This is a genomic window from Actinokineospora sp. (genome assembly GCF_050699995.1).
In the GTDB taxonomy this organism is placed as follows: Bacteria; Actinomycetota; Actinomycetes; order Mycobacteriales; family Pseudonocardiaceae; genus Actinokineospora.
On sequence record NZ_JBOHGC010000645.1, the window covers coordinates 1 to 13,496 of the forward strand.

General features: G+C 68.9%; 14 protein-coding genes. 6 read left to right on the forward strand and 8 right to left on the reverse strand.

The genetic code is table 11. The features are described 5' to 3' along the window. Positions 1-157: 157 nt before the first annotated feature. Both ACRDSQ_RS30945 and ACRDSQ_RS30950 read left to right on the forward strand, forming a co-directional pair. Positions 158-661: a hypothetical protein gene (locus ACRDSQ_RS30945; protein ID WP_431426004.1), complete on the forward strand. Its 504-nt coding sequence runs from the start codon at positions 158-160 to the stop codon at positions 659-661. 125 nt (positions 662-786) lie between these two features. Further along, positions 787-1,299 (forward strand): cupin domain-containing protein, encoded by a 513-nt coding sequence (locus ACRDSQ_RS30950; RefSeq protein WP_431426005.1) that lies wholly within the window; start codon positions 787-789, stop codon positions 1,297-1,299. Between the two features lie 293 nt (positions 1,300-1,592). Here the strand turns inward: ACRDSQ_RS30950 and ACRDSQ_RS30955 are convergent, their stop codons facing one another. Genes ACRDSQ_RS30955 through ACRDSQ_RS30970 form a run of 4 tightly spaced genes read right to left on the reverse strand, consistent with a single transcriptional unit; the run spans position 1,593 to position 5,784 of the window. Next, positions 1,593-2,123 (reverse strand): SRPBCC family protein, encoded by a 531-nt coding sequence (locus ACRDSQ_RS30955; RefSeq protein ID WP_431426006.1) that lies wholly within the window; start codon positions 2,121-2,123, stop codon positions 1,593-1,595. Positions 2,124-2,155: 32 nt separating this feature from the next. Next, entirely contained in the window at positions 2,156-3,190 is a 1,035-nt protein-coding gene (locus tag ACRDSQ_RS30960) for an ABC transporter ATP-binding protein (protein ID WP_431426008.1), read from the reverse strand. Then, positions 3,187-4,755, reverse strand: a complete 1,569-nt coding sequence (locus ACRDSQ_RS30965) for an ABC transporter permease (protein WP_431426009.1) — start codon at positions 4,753-4,755, stop codon at positions 3,187-3,189. Before ACRDSQ_RS30965 ends, ACRDSQ_RS30960 begins: the two co-directional genes overlap by 4 nt. Further along, complete coding sequence (locus tag ACRDSQ_RS30970) at positions 4,756-5,784, reverse strand: extracellular solute-binding protein (RefSeq protein WP_431426011.1); 1,029 nt, start codon at positions 5,782-5,784, stop codon at positions 4,756-4,758. 157 nt (positions 5,785-5,941) lie between these two features. On the opposite strand from ACRDSQ_RS30970, the gene ACRDSQ_RS30975 reads away from it, so the two are divergent. The 4 genes from ACRDSQ_RS30975 (at position 5,942) to ACRDSQ_RS30990 (ending at position 8,134) form a co-directional block, all read left to right on the forward strand. Next, positions 5,942-6,355 carry an organic hydroperoxide resistance protein gene (locus tag ACRDSQ_RS30975; protein ID WP_431426012.1) on the forward strand — a complete coding sequence of 138 codons (414 nt, stop codon included), beginning with the start codon at positions 5,942-5,944 and terminating at the stop codon, positions 6,353-6,355. Positions 6,356-6,375: 20 nt separating this feature from the next. Continuing rightward, positions 6,376-6,807, forward strand: coding sequence for a MarR family winged helix-turn-helix transcriptional regulator (locus ACRDSQ_RS30980; protein ID WP_431426014.1), 432 nt, complete (start codon positions 6,376-6,378; stop codon positions 6,805-6,807). Between the two features lie 286 nt (positions 6,808-7,093). Next, the gene (locus tag ACRDSQ_RS30985) at positions 7,094-7,858 is read left to right on the forward strand and encodes a VOC family protein (RefSeq protein WP_431426015.1); all 765 of its coding nucleotides are present in this window, start codon (positions 7,094-7,096) and stop codon (positions 7,856-7,858) included. A gap of 48 nt (positions 7,859-7,906) precedes the next feature. Beyond that, positions 7,907-8,134: a hypothetical protein gene (locus ACRDSQ_RS30990; protein WP_431426016.1), complete on the forward strand. Its 228-nt coding sequence runs from the start codon at positions 7,907-7,909 to the stop codon at positions 8,132-8,134. On the opposite strand, the gene ACRDSQ_RS30995 is transcribed toward ACRDSQ_RS30990, so the two are convergent. The 4 genes from ACRDSQ_RS30995 to ACRDSQ_RS31010 form a co-directional block, all read right to left on the reverse strand. Then, positions 8,098-9,069, reverse strand: coding sequence for an NlpC/P60 family protein (locus ACRDSQ_RS30995; protein ID WP_431426018.1), 972 nt, complete (start codon positions 9,067-9,069; stop codon positions 8,098-8,100). The two genes, ACRDSQ_RS30990 and ACRDSQ_RS30995, sit on opposite strands and share 37 nt — an antisense overlap. A gap of 84 nt (positions 9,070-9,153) precedes the next feature. Beyond that, positions 9,154-9,636 (reverse strand): poly-gamma-glutamate biosynthesis protein PgsC/CapC, encoded by a 483-nt coding sequence (locus tag ACRDSQ_RS31000; RefSeq protein ID WP_431426020.1) that lies wholly within the window; start codon positions 9,634-9,636, stop codon positions 9,154-9,156. Beyond that, entirely contained in the window at positions 9,636-11,117 is a 1,482-nt protein-coding gene (pgsB, locus tag ACRDSQ_RS31005; protein WP_431426021.1) for a poly-gamma-glutamate synthase PgsB, read from the reverse strand. Before pgsB ends, ACRDSQ_RS31000 begins: the two co-directional genes overlap by 1 nt. After that, on the reverse strand, positions 11,114-13,327 hold the full coding sequence (locus ACRDSQ_RS31010) for a HAMP domain-containing protein (RefSeq protein WP_431426022.1): 2,214 nt from the start codon (positions 13,325-13,327) through the stop codon (positions 11,114-11,116). The genes pgsB and ACRDSQ_RS31010 overlap by 4 nt, the downstream gene beginning before the upstream one ends. Positions 13,328-13,496 lie beyond the last annotated feature (169 nt).

Genomic DNA, 13,496 nt, shown 5'->3' on the forward strand with positions numbered 1-13,496 from the left:
GGGCGAAGAAGGGTCAACCGCACATCAGGAAGATGACCTTTCCGTGGCCAGTCGGTCGGTCGAGTACTGGTGCGCTGCAGCGGACTGTGCGAGTGAGCACCGGCAAGCGCGGGATGCACGGTTCACCGTGGGTAAGGTAGGGAGGTAATCTCTGGCGATGGCGGATGATCTGATGGGCGAGATCGTGGAGCACGCCCGGAACGCATACAAGGACTTGGGCGATCCGGACTATCATTTTTTCGCCGATGCGCTGGCCTGCGATCCATGGCAGGGCTTGATGAACGAGCTGTCAGCTTTCGTGAAGGTGGAGGACTGGACCGATCGCGACAACGGAGTCAGCTTCTCGTACGTTCTCGTCGACCGTCACGACAAGAGCGCGTCGTGGAGCCTGTGGCTGTCCGCGGTCGGCCCGTTCGCTTTCCTGTGTGTGAATCCAGCTCAGGGTGAACTGCGCAGACAGGATGTGCTCGTTTCGCCGATCGGTTCAACCAACTCCGTTGAACGACAAATCATCGGTGCGATTGGCGCTTCGGGCGCGCGGCTGCTCGATGCCGAGGCGGTGGAGACATCAGTCGACTTCACCGCCTCCGACGGGCGTTTTCCGACGTCGGTCTTCGCCCTGCTGTTCGGAGAGGACGACGTGCCCTGGTGGCACGAGTGAAGAGTGTGCTCATACTCGGCGACGCCGGGGTGGGCGACAGTTGATCATGTCTGAGACGGTGACGTGGCTCGGCTTCGTCGGGCAGGATGCCCGGTATCGAGTCCGACACCGACGATGGGGGACAAATGTCGTTTCTAGGTTCACACTCGGCAGCTGAGTCGGCCAAGCCCTACTCCGCCGACACCGGCGAGGTCAGCGGCATCTACCGACCGGCGGGTGAGAATGAAGCCCTCGAACGCCCGACGACGACGTCCCGTTTCGTGGCGCCCGGTTCTGCGACCCAGGGCAAGTTCGGGATGTTCCGCTGGGAGATGGCGCCGCACGCAGGCGGTCCGGCCGCGCACTTCCACCGGACGTTCTCCGAGTCGTTCTACGTCCTGGGTGGGACCGTGCGACTCTTCAACGGGGAGACCTGGGTCGATGCCACCGCGGGGGACTTCCTCTTCGTCCCCGAGGGCGGCATCCACGCGTTCCGCAACGACTCCGACGAGCCCGCCGACATGCTGATCCTCTTCGCGCCGGGTCCGCCCCGGGAGCGGTACTTCCAGGAGTTGGCCGAGGTCGCCGACAAGGGCCTGGCACTCAGCCAGGAAGAGTGGGTCGACTTGTTCGCGCGGCACGACCAGTACATGGTGTGACGCCCAAGAGGCCCGGCTACACCACGAAATCTTCACCATCAAACCCGTCCTGGACGCGATGAGTCTCTCCGCAGCTCCTCGACATGCCCATCAGGCACGTCACGACACGGAACGGGTCGGGTGTGGGACATCGCTGAGTTCGTGCCCGACGACCACGATCAGAAACCTGTCGAGACCTACGCCCCGATGCTTGGAATCCGGACAGGTTGGACGATGTCGTCGCCTGCGTTATCGGCTGGGTGGCGAAGCTCCGCCGAAGAAACCGCGGACCGGGATCCGCGGTTCCCCATGTCCTAGGTGGACGCGACCGGCGCGGGCTCCTGGATCGTCCACCCGATCTGGTTCGCCATCTTCGTCAGCGTCTGCAACATGTTGCCACGTAACATCTCAGCCCGGGCCTGGACGATCGCGTCGGCGTGGTCCGGGTTCTGCGCCGCCAGGGTCACCAGGTGGCTGCCGCCGTGGCCGTGGGTGAAGGTGTGCGTGATCAGGGTCCCGCCGTCGGGCAGGGACGAAAGCTCGTAGCTCCAGGTGGACGAGGGCTGGTCGGTGTCCTCGTCGAGGCCCTTCACGACCCAGGTCACCATGTTCGGCTTGGCTACGGCGACGATCTTCCCGGTGACGTTCCAGGTCCAGTCGCCCATCTGGTTGGTGGCCTCGAATTCGGATCCGGGACCCACCGGCGCATCGCCCAGCCACCCGGCCTGGACGCATTCCGGGCTCCAGGAAGCCATGCGGGGAATGTCCGAGAGGACTTCCCACACCTCGCTTGCCTTGGCCTGGACGGGAAACTCGACCGCGATCTTCATCTCGGTGATCTTCACAGTCCGAGTATGCCTACGAATATCTCGCCTGACTACGAATCATGTGCAGGTCGTGTTTCTTTCATAGGTGCTGGATAGAACCGGCCGGGCCCCGACACCCTGATCCGAACACTGTCACCTTCGGCGATGCGCAATGGCGCCGGTACGCGGGACACCAGCTCGGTGTCGCCCGCGCGCAACGTGACCGTCGCGTCGTGGCCGTGGAAGCTGGTGCGCAGGACCCTCGCGGTGGTGCCCTCGCCGTCGAGGTCGGGGCTCAGCTGCTCCGGCCGCAGCAGGACGGTGCCGGCCCCGGTCGCCTCGGTGGTCAGGTCGATCGGGCCCAGTGCGGACGTCGCCGTGTCGCCCGAGGCGACCGCGGGCAGCAGTACGGCGTCGCCGACGAAGGTGGCCACGCCCAGGTCCACTGGCCGGGAGTACACGTCCTCCGGCGATCCCGCCTGCACCACCACGCCATCACGCATCACGGCGACGACGTCGGCCATCGACAGGGCCTCGTCCTGGTCGTGGGTGACCAGCAGGGCGGTCGTTCCCGCCGCCCGCAGGACGCGGCGGACGTCAGCGCGCAGGTCGGCGCGCAGGCCCGCGTCCAGGGCGGAGAAGGGCTCGTCGAGCAGCACAAGGTCGGGGTCGGGGGCCAAGGCGCGGGCCAGGGCGACCCGTTGTTGCTGGCCGCCGGACAGTTCGGCGGGTTTGCGCTTCTCGAAGCCCGCCAGCCCGATGAGTTGGAGCATCTCCGCCACCCGCTCCGCCCGGCCCGCCCTCGGCAGGCCATAGCCGACGTTCGCGCCGACGGTGAGATGCGGGAACAGCGCACCCTCCTGGGGCACGACCGCCGCCCGGCGACGCTCAGGGGCGAGCGACGTCACAACCCGGCCGCCCAGCCGCACCTCACCCGCCGAGGGCCGCAGGAATCCCGCCACGACCCGCAGCAGCGTCGTCTTCCCGCAGCCGGACGGGCCCAGCACCGCGGCCAGCGAACCGGACGGCACCGTGAGGTCGACCCCGCGCAGAACCTGCGTGGCGCCGTAGCCCGCGGTCAGGCCGGTGATCGTCAGCTCGGTCACGACTGTGCTCCTCGCGTCGCCGAATCCAGCACGGTGTCCTCCGGCCGACCCGAGCGGAACACCGACACCTCCAACAGGATCGCCGGCACCGCCGACACCGCGACCAACAGCGCCGCGTAGGGCGCCGCCTCGGCGAACGCGGACACCCCGGTCTTGGTCCACAGCGCCGTGGCGAGCGTGTCCGCGCCGGTCGGGCGCAGCAGCAGGGTCGCGGGCAGTTCCTTGGCGCAGGTGATGAACACCAGCGCCGCGCCCGCCGCCACACCCGGCGCCGCCAGCGGCAGCGTCACCGTGCCGAACACACTGGCCCGACCCCGGCCCAGGGACCGCGCCACCTCCTCGACACCGACCGGCGCCGACGCGACCGCGGTACGCACCGAGCTGATCGCGATCGGCAGGAACAACGCCGCGTAACCCAACACCAGCAAGGGCGTCTGCTGGTACCACGGCTGCGCGAACCGCACCCCGAAGAACACCAGCGCGAGCGCCACCGTGATCCCCGGCAGCGCGTGCCCCGCGTAGGCGGCCAACTCGACCGCCCGCACCGGCCGCGACGAGTGCCGCGCCGCCAGGAAACCCACCGGCACCGCGAGCACGATCGTCGCCAGCGCGCCGAAAGCGGCGAACTGCACGGTCGTCGCCGTGGTCGACACCAGCGCGGTCACGTCGATGCCCGCGCGTCCGACCCCGAGCCACTTGACCAGGGCCCCGAACGGTGCGCCCAACGACACGACCACGATCAGGGCCAGACCCAGCAGCACCGGCACGCTCGCCGCGCGCAGCCGCACAGGTTCGGCCTGGCGGGCCACGCCGGGGCCGAGCCGCGCGGACGTGGTGCCGCGCATGCGGGCCTCGGCCAAGGCCAGCAGGATCGCCAGCACGACCAGCACCACACCGATCACCGCCGCGGGGGTGCGGTCGAAGCTGCCCGCGTACGCGGTCTGGATGCCCAGGGTGAAGGTCTCGTACCGCAGCAGCGACACCGCGCCGAAGTCGTGCAGCACGTAGAGCGCCACGAGCAGCCCGCCTGCCACCGCCGACGGCCAGATCCGGGGCAGCGTCACCTTTCGGAACGTCGCCCACGGGCCGTGGCCCAGCGAGCGCGACACCTCTTCGAGCGCCGGGTCGGCCGAGCGCAGCGCCGCCGCGACCGGCAGCAGCACCAGCGGCACGTTCGTCGTCGTCAGAGCCAGCCAGGCGCCGGGGAAGCCGACGACGTCCATCGACAACCAGGCGAACCCGGCCACATAAGAGGGAACGGCCAGCGGAAGTACCAACAGGACTGTCCACAAGCGACGCAGGGGGAGCGCGGTTCGGGTGACCGCCCACGCCGCCGCGGTGCCCAGCGCCACCGCGCTGACCGCGACGGCGACCAGCAGCGTCACCGTGTTCACCGTCAGCTCGGCTGTGCGCGAGCGGGCGGCGATGGACCAGAAGACGTCCCAGCCCTGGTCGGTGGCCCGCAGCACCAGATAGACCAGCGGCAGAACCGCGACGACGACAGCGGGCAGCGCCGCGAGCAACCAGCCGGTCGCCCGCGGCCGCGCCGCCGACCGCTGTGTCACCTAGAGAAGTCCGACCTGGCGCAGCAGTTCAGCGGTCTTGGGGAGCGACTGCAGGTCGGCGAGCTTGAGGTCCGGCGGCTGCAACTCGCTCAGCGGCACCAGCTTGTGCTCGGTCGACGTGACGCCCTCGCGCACCGCGTACTCGGCGGTCTTGTCGGCGAAGTACTTCTGCGACTCGGGGGAGAGCAGGAACTCGGCGAACTTGTTGGCCAGCTCCTGGTTCTTGCTCGACTTGAGCACCGCGACACCCGCGGCGTTGATCAGCGCGCCCGGGTCGTTGCCCTTGATGAAGTGCAGCTTGGCGCTCATCTTGTCCACGCCGACCTGGTGGGCCTTCTCGTACCAGTAGTAGTGGTTCGTCAAGCCAAGGGCCAGCTTGCCCTCGTCGGCGGCGTCGCGGATCTTGATGTTGTTGTCGTACTTCTGCGGCTCGTTGGCCTTGAATCCCTCCAGCCACTTCTTGGCGCCGTCCTCGCCCCGCATGACGCGGATCGCGGTGACGAAGGCCTGCCAGGAGGCGTTGGAGGGGGCGAAGCCGAGCTTGCCCTTCCACTTCGGGTCGAGCAGGTCGTCGATGCCCTTGGGCAGGTCGGCCTCGGCCACCTGCCTGGGGTCGTAGATGACCACGCGGGTCCGCAGCGACGTCGACACCCAGGTGCCGTCGGTCGCGCGCCACTGCTCGGGGCTCGCGTCCAGCACGGACTGCGGGAGCGTGTTCAGCCTGCCCGCGCTCGCCAGCGCGCCGAGCGCCCCGGCGTCCTGGGAGAAGAACACGTCGGCGGGGGAGCGCTCACCTTCCTCGGCGAGCTGGCCCGCGAGTGCGGCGGTGTCGCCGTAGCGGACCTCCAGCTTCGCGCCGATGGCCTTCTCCGCCTTGTCCAGCAGGGGTTTGACCAGGTTCTCGTTGCGCCCGGAGTAGACCGTCAGGACGGGACCGTCGCTGCCCGGCTCGGTGCCGCAGCCCGCGAGGGTCGCGCCGAGAAGGGTGGCCAGGATCGTTGCCGTCAGCCGGGTGGATCGGAGTCCCATAGCTGCTCCCGTACCGAGTGAGGTGATGGTGAGGCGAGGCTAACCTTCAGCCGCCGCATTTACCTCATCGGGTGACGGGTGCCGCACACCACATTTGATTGTGTACAACTTAGTTGTTCGCTACGTTTATGTCATCGAACTTCCCGAGGAGGCAACTGTGCAGGCTCTCTACGAAGCCAAGGCGACCGCGACCGGATCCGGCCGAGGCGGCGCCGTGCGCTCGTCCGACGGTGTCCTCACCGCCGACCTGGCCGTTCCGACGAGCCTCGGCGGCCCCGGCGGCGGCACCAACCCGGAGCAGCTCTTCGCCGCGGGGTACGCCGCCTGCTTCCACAGCGCGCTGCAGCTCGTCGCCCGCAAGGCGAAGGTGCGCGTGCAGGATTCGCAGGTCAGCGCCGTGGTCGGCCTGGGCGCCATCGACGGCGGCTACGGCCTGTCGGTCACTCTGGAGATCTCGGTCCCCGAGGTCGAGCGGTCCACCGTGGACGAACTCGTCGCCGCCGCCCACCAGGTGTGCCCGTACTCGAACGCGACGCGTGGCAACATCGACGTCGACATCGTGGTTGTCTGACAGCCGGTCTAGGGAGCCTGATGGCGGAACGTGACCCACTGGCGCTGGAGCAGCAGCTCTGCTTCGCCCTCTACACCGCGTCGCGTGCGCTGACCGCGCGCTACCGGCCCCTGCTCGACGACCTGGGGCTCACGTATCCGCAGTACCTGGTCATGCTGGCCCTGTTCGACCGTGGGTCGCTGACCGTGAAGGACTTGGGGCAGGCGCTGCAACTCGACTCCGGCACCCTCTCACCGCTGCTGAAGCGAATGGAAGCCGCCGGGCTGCTGCGCCGCACCCGAAGCTCCGCCGACGAACGCAGCGTGGTCGTCGAGCTGACGGACGCGGGGGAGGCGCTGCGTCCGCGGGTGCGGGAGATCCCGCGGACGGTATTCCGCGAACTCGACACTCCGCTGTCGGACCTGATCGACCTGCACTCCCGGCTGACCACGTTCCTCGGCAAGCTCGACTAGAACCGCGTAACGCACCCCCGTCACTCCACGGCCGGTGACTCCACCCCCCGCAAACGTCGTGGGCCGATCCGAACAGACGCCCACGCTCCAAGCCCGGCCCTGGTCTGTGCTCGCTCAGCCCTCCGCCCGCTCCTTGGCGCTCTCCCTCTGTCCTCCCAAGTGTGCCCGGGCGCCGCCGACATGGGAATGCGCCCGACGGCGGCTGGGGGCAGGCCCCTCTTGGCTGCGGATGTTTTGTCGGTGCCCCCGCCTAGCTTGGCCACGCACCCCACGACAGGAGACCACGATGCACCTCAGTGCGAACCAGCCGCTTGGCACCCCGACCTGGATTGATCTCGGCATCCCCGATCTCGACCGGGCGATGGCGTTCTACCGCGCGTTGTTCGGGTGGGAGTTCGACATCGGTCCCGCCGAGACCGGGCACTACACCACCTGTCTGCTCGACGGTAAGCGCGCCGCCGCGATCATGCCCAACCCGGACCCCGCCGCCACCGATTTCTGGTGGAACGTCTACCTCGCCGCCGACGACTGCGACGCCACCGTCGCGCGCGTCCGCGCGGCCGGTGGCACGGTGCTCGCCGAGCCGATGGACGTCATGGACCAGGGTCGGATGGCGATCGTCAAGGACCCGGTCGGCGCCCAGTTCGGTCTCTGGCAGGGGAACAAGCACATCGGCGCCGAGGTGGTGAACGAGCCTAGTTCCTTGCTGCGCAACGACTTGGTGACCCCGGACGCGCCCTTGGCGCGACCGTTCTACGCCGCCGTCTTCGATTTCACCCTCGACGCCAACCCCGACCTGCCCGACCTCGACTTCACCTTCCTGCGCAGGCCCGACGGCCACGAGATCGGCGGCATCGCGGGCGATCCGACCGCGACCAAGTCCAGTTGGGGGACGCTGTTCCAGGTCGACGACTGCCACGCCGCCGTCGAGCGGGTGGTCGCCGCCGGGGGAACGGCCGACGCCGTGCAGGAGATGGTGTACGGCAACACCGCCGCCGTCACCGACCCGTTCGGCGTTACCTTCGACATCGGATCGCCTCCTTCGGCGTAATTCGGTGCGGGCTGCCAAAACGGACCGTTCCCGCAACGGTGTGTCGACGTGCACGTCCCAGTCAGACGCGGACTCGCTGCGACGTCAGTGGTCGCCGCGGTCCTCGCGGTAGTCACCGTGGCCTCGTCGCCCGCCGTCGCCGCCGATTTCTACACCCCGCCGTCGGCATTGCCCGCGGGGCAGAACGGCGACGTCATCAAATCCCAGGCGTCCACTTATAACGGCGCCACAGGGGGCCGTCACAGCCTGCGGGCCGCGCGCCATGCCGTCGAGTAGTGGCCGCCATCGTCGAGCAGCGAGGTTCCGCCGACATCGCCCATGGTCGGACCGTCGATCCGCTCGCGGCTGGAGATGAACCGGTGGTGGCCGCCGTCGTCGAGACCAAGGTAGATGCCGACGTGGTCCAGGATCTCCGGGTCATCTTCGACCTCGAAGAACACCAGATCGCCGGGCTGCAGCGTGCCGTATGCCGTGACGCGGGTCCGCGTGTTGGGCACGAGTTCGACGCCGGGACCGTGTTCGGCGATGGCATAAGCGCGCCGGGGCAGACCAAGACCAGGATCGTTGGTGCCGCGCAACGGCATGCCCATTCGGAAGCCGAAGACGAGCCGCAAATACCCGGAGCAGTCGACGGCCCCATATCGGCTGCTGTCCGGTTTCGCGACCGCGTCGGAGAACGTCCACGGAACGCCGAGGTAGTCGTAGAAGTCCGACTGTTCTTTTCGGCCTACCCCGCCCGCCTTGATCGGCCCGAACGAGGCGTCACCGCGGAATCGACGGCCTTCGGCGTCCATCTCCGCGGGCGCGTCGATCACGTACTGCGTGGCGACTTCCAGCACGTCCGGGCTCGTGTCCGAACGCGCCTTCGTGAACCAGTCGGTGAACCACGCGGCGTTCTCCTGGCCCGCCTGCCATGGCTGCGGCGCCAGTCGAACCCAGGCAGTGGTGATGACCGACGCCTTCGTCGCGAGCGGTTCACTGAAGGTGCGCTTGGGTCCGTTGATCATCACTGTGCTGGCGTTGTCGGTGAGCACGGCGAGCACGGCGCCGCCCTGGCGCACCACGGTGCGGTCCGGGTTTGACAGCCGCTCGTACACCATCGCGCTCTCCGTGGCCGGGGACCCCGCCCGGTCGGTCACGATACCCACAGTCGGCGGGGGTTCCGGACGTCGCTGGTCGAGGTAGAGCCACACGCCGATGGCCAAAGCCATCCCAGCGGCCAACGATCCCGTCAGCATCGCGGTGCGCGATCTACGTTGTGGTCTCGACGGCATGGCGATCCTTTCCGCTTCCACTCAGATCGTCGGGACCAGGCCCGCGAGCACACCGCTGGCCAGCACCCCGTAGCCGGCGGCGCTGACGGTACCCGTCGCGGCGAGGGTCACCAGAGGAGGTTGCCGCAGGAGTTGGTACGCGATCAGTCCCGGCACGACGAAGCCGAGGGTCTGATGCGCGAACAACAACGGGAAGTCCTTCTGGATCAGCAGGAACAGAGTTGTCTGGAACAGCACACCGGTCAGCACGACGGCCGCGAAGAGGCGCTTGCCGTAGAGGATCACGACTTTCTGGAGCACTTTCACCGCGCCGAAGGTCAGCGCGCTCATCAGCACCACGATCGCCGCCCGTCGGTAGTCCTCGACCAGGGTCAACGCCAGCCAGCCGGGTGTGATCATGCCGCCGGGGGACAGATTGGTGGTGAGGTAACAGACGAGGGAGAAGACGAGGCCGATGGCCAGTCCGAGGGTGGCCACCTCGGGCGGCAGAGTGCTGCTGTTCATCATCGGTCCCTGGTTTGGGTCGTCGGACGCCGTGGCCGGGTGGGCGCGGGTCGTACGAGTTCGGTTGGTGGTTCGTAGGGCGATTGCAGTGCTCGTGCGGTCCGGGCGTTCTTCGCGGCATCGGCGTGGGCGGCGGCCGATGGCGCACTGCGGTCGCGCCGCGCGGTCATGGGCCGGGAATCGCCATCGCCTGCGTGGGGGTTGTCGTGGTCGAACAGCTCGCCGCGCACGACCACGGGGGACGACCGGCGCGCGGGATTTGGTCGGTCGATCGGCGCACCACCGGCCGGGCTCGGGTCGGCCGCCAGTTCCGGGAGCGTGTCGAACTCTTCGAGCAGCAACTCGCCCTGGCCGTGGATGTTCCCGACTGTGACCAGGGCGGCCTCGTCGTCGATGCCGTCGAGCACGGCCCGCAGCAGTTCCGCGGCGGGGCGGGGGCCCCCGAGATCGACGACGCGGTCCTGCCAGTCCTGGGCGATGGTCGCCTGGGCGCTGCGGGTGGGATCGCCGATCAGGATGATCCGGTCGGGGTCGATCTCGGCGACGATCGCGCCCATCTGGCCGTTGCGTTCCACCCGGTCTGGCCTGCAGTTGATCACCAGGTGCAGCGGGCGCTCGATGGCTCCCTGGTCGAGCAGCCGCTCGATGTTCATCAGAGTGGACTCCGGGTCGTTGGCGGCGAACACGTTCGCCAGCCGCACCACCTTCCTGTCCTCGGCCGCGTAGCGTTTGACCGAGAGCACGCCGGGGTCGGGCTTGGCCGCCCACATGCCTTCCAGCGCCGACCGCCGGTTCACCCCGAGCAGACTGGCGATCTCCAGTGCGATGGCGACGTTCTCCTTGAAAGTGACCCAGCTGAACCCGGCCATCTCTTCGTCGGTGACCGACTCGGGGTCCACCGCGATCAGCTCGCAGTTCCGCTTGGCCGCCTCCGCCTCCAGGATGTCGAGCCGCTCGCGTTCGGCGGTCACACAGATCCCGTCGACCGGCATCGACCGGCACAGCGACCTGGCGACGTCGTCGAGTGTCGGCCCCATCTCGGCGAGGTGGTCCTCGCGGACGTTGCACAACACACCGATGGTCGACTTGATCAGCTTCTCCTGGTTGATCTCCTGCAGGTCGGGCATCACCGCCATGCACTCGATGACCAGGACGTCGGGCTCGTAGGCGGCGGAGCGGCGCACGATCCCGATCTGTTCGACGATGTTGGCGATGCCGAACTTGCGGTAGATCGGCTCCTCACTGCCATCCGGGTGGATGAACCGGGCCGCGGTGCCGGTGGTCTTGGCCGCGGTCACCATCCCCCCGCCGCGCAACGCGCCCGCACACAGCCGGGTGATGGAGCTCTTGCCGCGGATGCCGTTGACCAATACGCGGTGCGGGATTCGTTCGAGCTCGGCGAGGTGCCTGCGCTGTTCGACGACGCCCGCGCCGAGCATGCCCATGGTCAGGATGACCAGCACGACATAGAGGTAGATCATCGGCTGCCGCTGCCTGATCGGGCCGCGGGCCGCCGCGGCTGCTGCCGGGGCAGGTCGGGCTTGGCGACCGGAACCATCAGCGCCGTCTGGTCGGTAGCCGACCCGCGCGGCCTGCGGACCTCACCCAACCGGTCCGCGCCCTCGGCCACGGCCTGCCTACAGATCTCCAGGCACGAGGCGACGGTGCCGATTTCGTCGTGACGCTGCGGGTAGATGACGGTGTCACGATCTCCGTCGACGAGTCGGTCGGCCGCGGCGGCGACCCGGCGTAGCGGCTTGATCGACCCGAAGAAGTGCCAGCCGAACAGCAGTCCGGCCAGAAGCACGCCTACGAGGGCGACCAATTCGGCGTGCCTGCGCAAGTCGTTGGCGGGCAGGGCCAACTCGGCGACGGGATGCTCGGCGACCACCGTCCAGCCGAGTTTGCCGGTCTCACCGCCGAACACCGCCGCCGAAGCGACGACCGCCTGACCGCTCGCGCCGTCCCGCAGGCCCGCGACCGTGTCGCCGCGCTGGGCCAGGACGATGCTGTCGAGCAACCCGGCATCGCTGACCTTCTCGAAGGCCACGTATCCGGCTGTGGCGCTGATGGTGCGGAAGTCGGTGTCGACGAGGCGCACCCGGCCGGGCGCGCGGCTGAGCAGGTTGGCGATGTGGTCGATGTCGAACTCGCCGATAAGGGTGTGTTTGCCGTCGGGCAGCGGCACATGGGCGAAGATCACCGGCACTCGGCCGCTGTTGTTCTGCTGGCGGATGCCTTCCTTCGCCGGCGGCCGCTCGACCATTCGCAGCGGGCTGCGGCCCGCGTAGTCCTGGGCCGCGCCCGCGCGGTCGACGAGGTAGACGCTGCGGTAGCGGGGCTGGCGCTCGGCAAGCTGCCGGGCCGACGCGCGTACGCCGTCCGGGCCTTCGCTGCCGTGCAACTCGACCAGGGCGGAGAGATCGGCGAGCCCGTCGTTCACGCTGCGGCGCAGTGCGTCGGTGGCCCGGCTGGTCTGGCTGCGCAGGCTGGTGACGAGCTCGTCCGGCACGGCGGTGGAGCGGTTGGCGAACAGCGTGAGCACGCCTGCGGACCAGCTGGCGACGGCCACTGCCGCGACGCTCACCACGACGAGCGCCGCCACGCCGCGCGGCCGGGGGGCGGGCCGCTCATGCTTGGTGAGTAGGCCGCGGCATGTCTCGAACGCCCGCGCGACGCGGCTGACCTCCTTGGCTGCCGATGGGCCTGCCGCTGTGTCGAGATCGCCCCCGGCGATGGCGAGTGCGCACGCACGCAATCTGCGTACCGGTCGGACGATGTACGCCCGCAGCAGCACGAAACCCCCGACGGCGATGACGGCCAAGGCAGCGGCCGGGATGACTCCCGAGCCGCCCGCTGCCACGGTCCCCGTCGGGGCATGGCCGACGGTCACCACGGCCAGGTCGACCATGGGCGCGCCGCCCGACGGCGCGACGGGAGCGTAGGCGACGGTGGCCTGGGTGCCGTCGGTGACTGGCCCAAGCACCGCGCCGCCCGGGCTTCCCGCCGCCGCGCGGCCCGCCTGGGCGATGAGATCTGCGAGCGCGGCGTTCTCCGGAACGTTCGGCGCCCGGCTCACCCCGACGATTTGGCCGTTGAGCGTGGTCAGGTGCAGCGACTGGCCCAGCGCGGGGTCGGCCTCGGCCGGTGGCAGCTTGATGGAGGTGGTCGCGGTCAGGAGCAGGTCGCCAGGCAGTGCGAGCGTGGTGACCAACTGCAGTTCGCCGGTGCCTGCCACGATCGAGCTGAGCGCGACGTCGGTGACGTGGGCGGGCACGGCCTGCACGGGCACCTGTTCGCCGCGGGTCGCGAGTTGGGTGCGTTCCGAGCCACTGAGCACAGCCGCCCCGCGCCAGCGAGGATTCTGGATCAGCTTGTCGAGCAGAGTCTCAGCCGAGTCGGTCTGGACCGCCGCGGCGAGCCGTAAGTCGCTCACGCTCTGGCTGGCCGACGCACCCACCGCGCGGGCGGTGTCGGCTGCGAGGCGCTGCTGGGTGTCGACGAACGCGCGTGGCACGCTACCCGCGGTGCGGTCGTCGAGCAGCGATGCGCTGAGCGCGGCGAGCGCGAGCAGCAGTACGAGCACGCACAGCGAGGGTATCGCGATGCCGGAGGGGAACCCACTCTCCGGGATCTGTGATTCCAGCCTGCGCGCCTGATCAAGGCGCGCGGCTGTGTTGCGTCTGCTCACTGATGCTCCGACTTCGGTCGTCCCCAGACATCGTGTGCCGCGTCCGGGTGTTCGCCGGGCGGCGGCTGCAGCATTCTGCTACACGAGAGAGTGATATCTCCACTCGCATGGGTGAATCTCTGCAGGTTCGTGCGGGTATTACACTACCGACAGTGAGATTCTTTCGTAG

What these genes read in the sequence shown, in the direction of transcription:
- ACRDSQ_RS31000 (WP_431426020.1), bottom strand. Translation starts at nt 9,636, where the DNA reads ATGAACAGCAGCACTCTGCCGCCCGAGGTGGCCACCCTCGGACTGGCC.
- ACRDSQ_RS30985 (WP_431426015.1), top strand. Translation starts at nt 7,094, where the DNA reads ATGCACCTCAGTGCGAACCAGCCGCTTGGCACCCCGACCTGGATTGAT.
- ACRDSQ_RS30980 (WP_431426014.1), top strand. Translation starts at nt 6,376, where the DNA reads ATGGCGGAACGTGACCCACTGGCGCTGGAGCAGCAGCTCTGCTTCGCC.
- ACRDSQ_RS30970 (WP_431426011.1), bottom strand. Translation starts at nt 5,784, where the DNA reads ATGGGACTCCGATCCACCCGGCTGACGGCAACGATCCTGGCCACCCTT.
- ACRDSQ_RS30950 (WP_431426005.1), top strand. Translation starts at nt 787, where the DNA reads ATGTCGTTTCTAGGTTCACACTCGGCAGCTGAGTCGGCCAAGCCCTAC.
- ACRDSQ_RS30995 (WP_431426018.1), bottom strand. Translation starts at nt 9,069, where the DNA reads ATGGCTTTGGCCATCGGCGTGTGGCTCTACCTCGACCAGCGACGTCCG.
- pgsB (WP_431426021.1), bottom strand. Translation starts at nt 11,117, where the DNA reads ATGATCTACCTCTATGTCGTGCTGGTCATCCTGACCATGGGCATGCTC.
- ACRDSQ_RS30945 (WP_431426004.1), top strand. Translation starts at nt 158, where the DNA reads ATGGCGGATGATCTGATGGGCGAGATCGTGGAGCACGCCCGGAACGCA.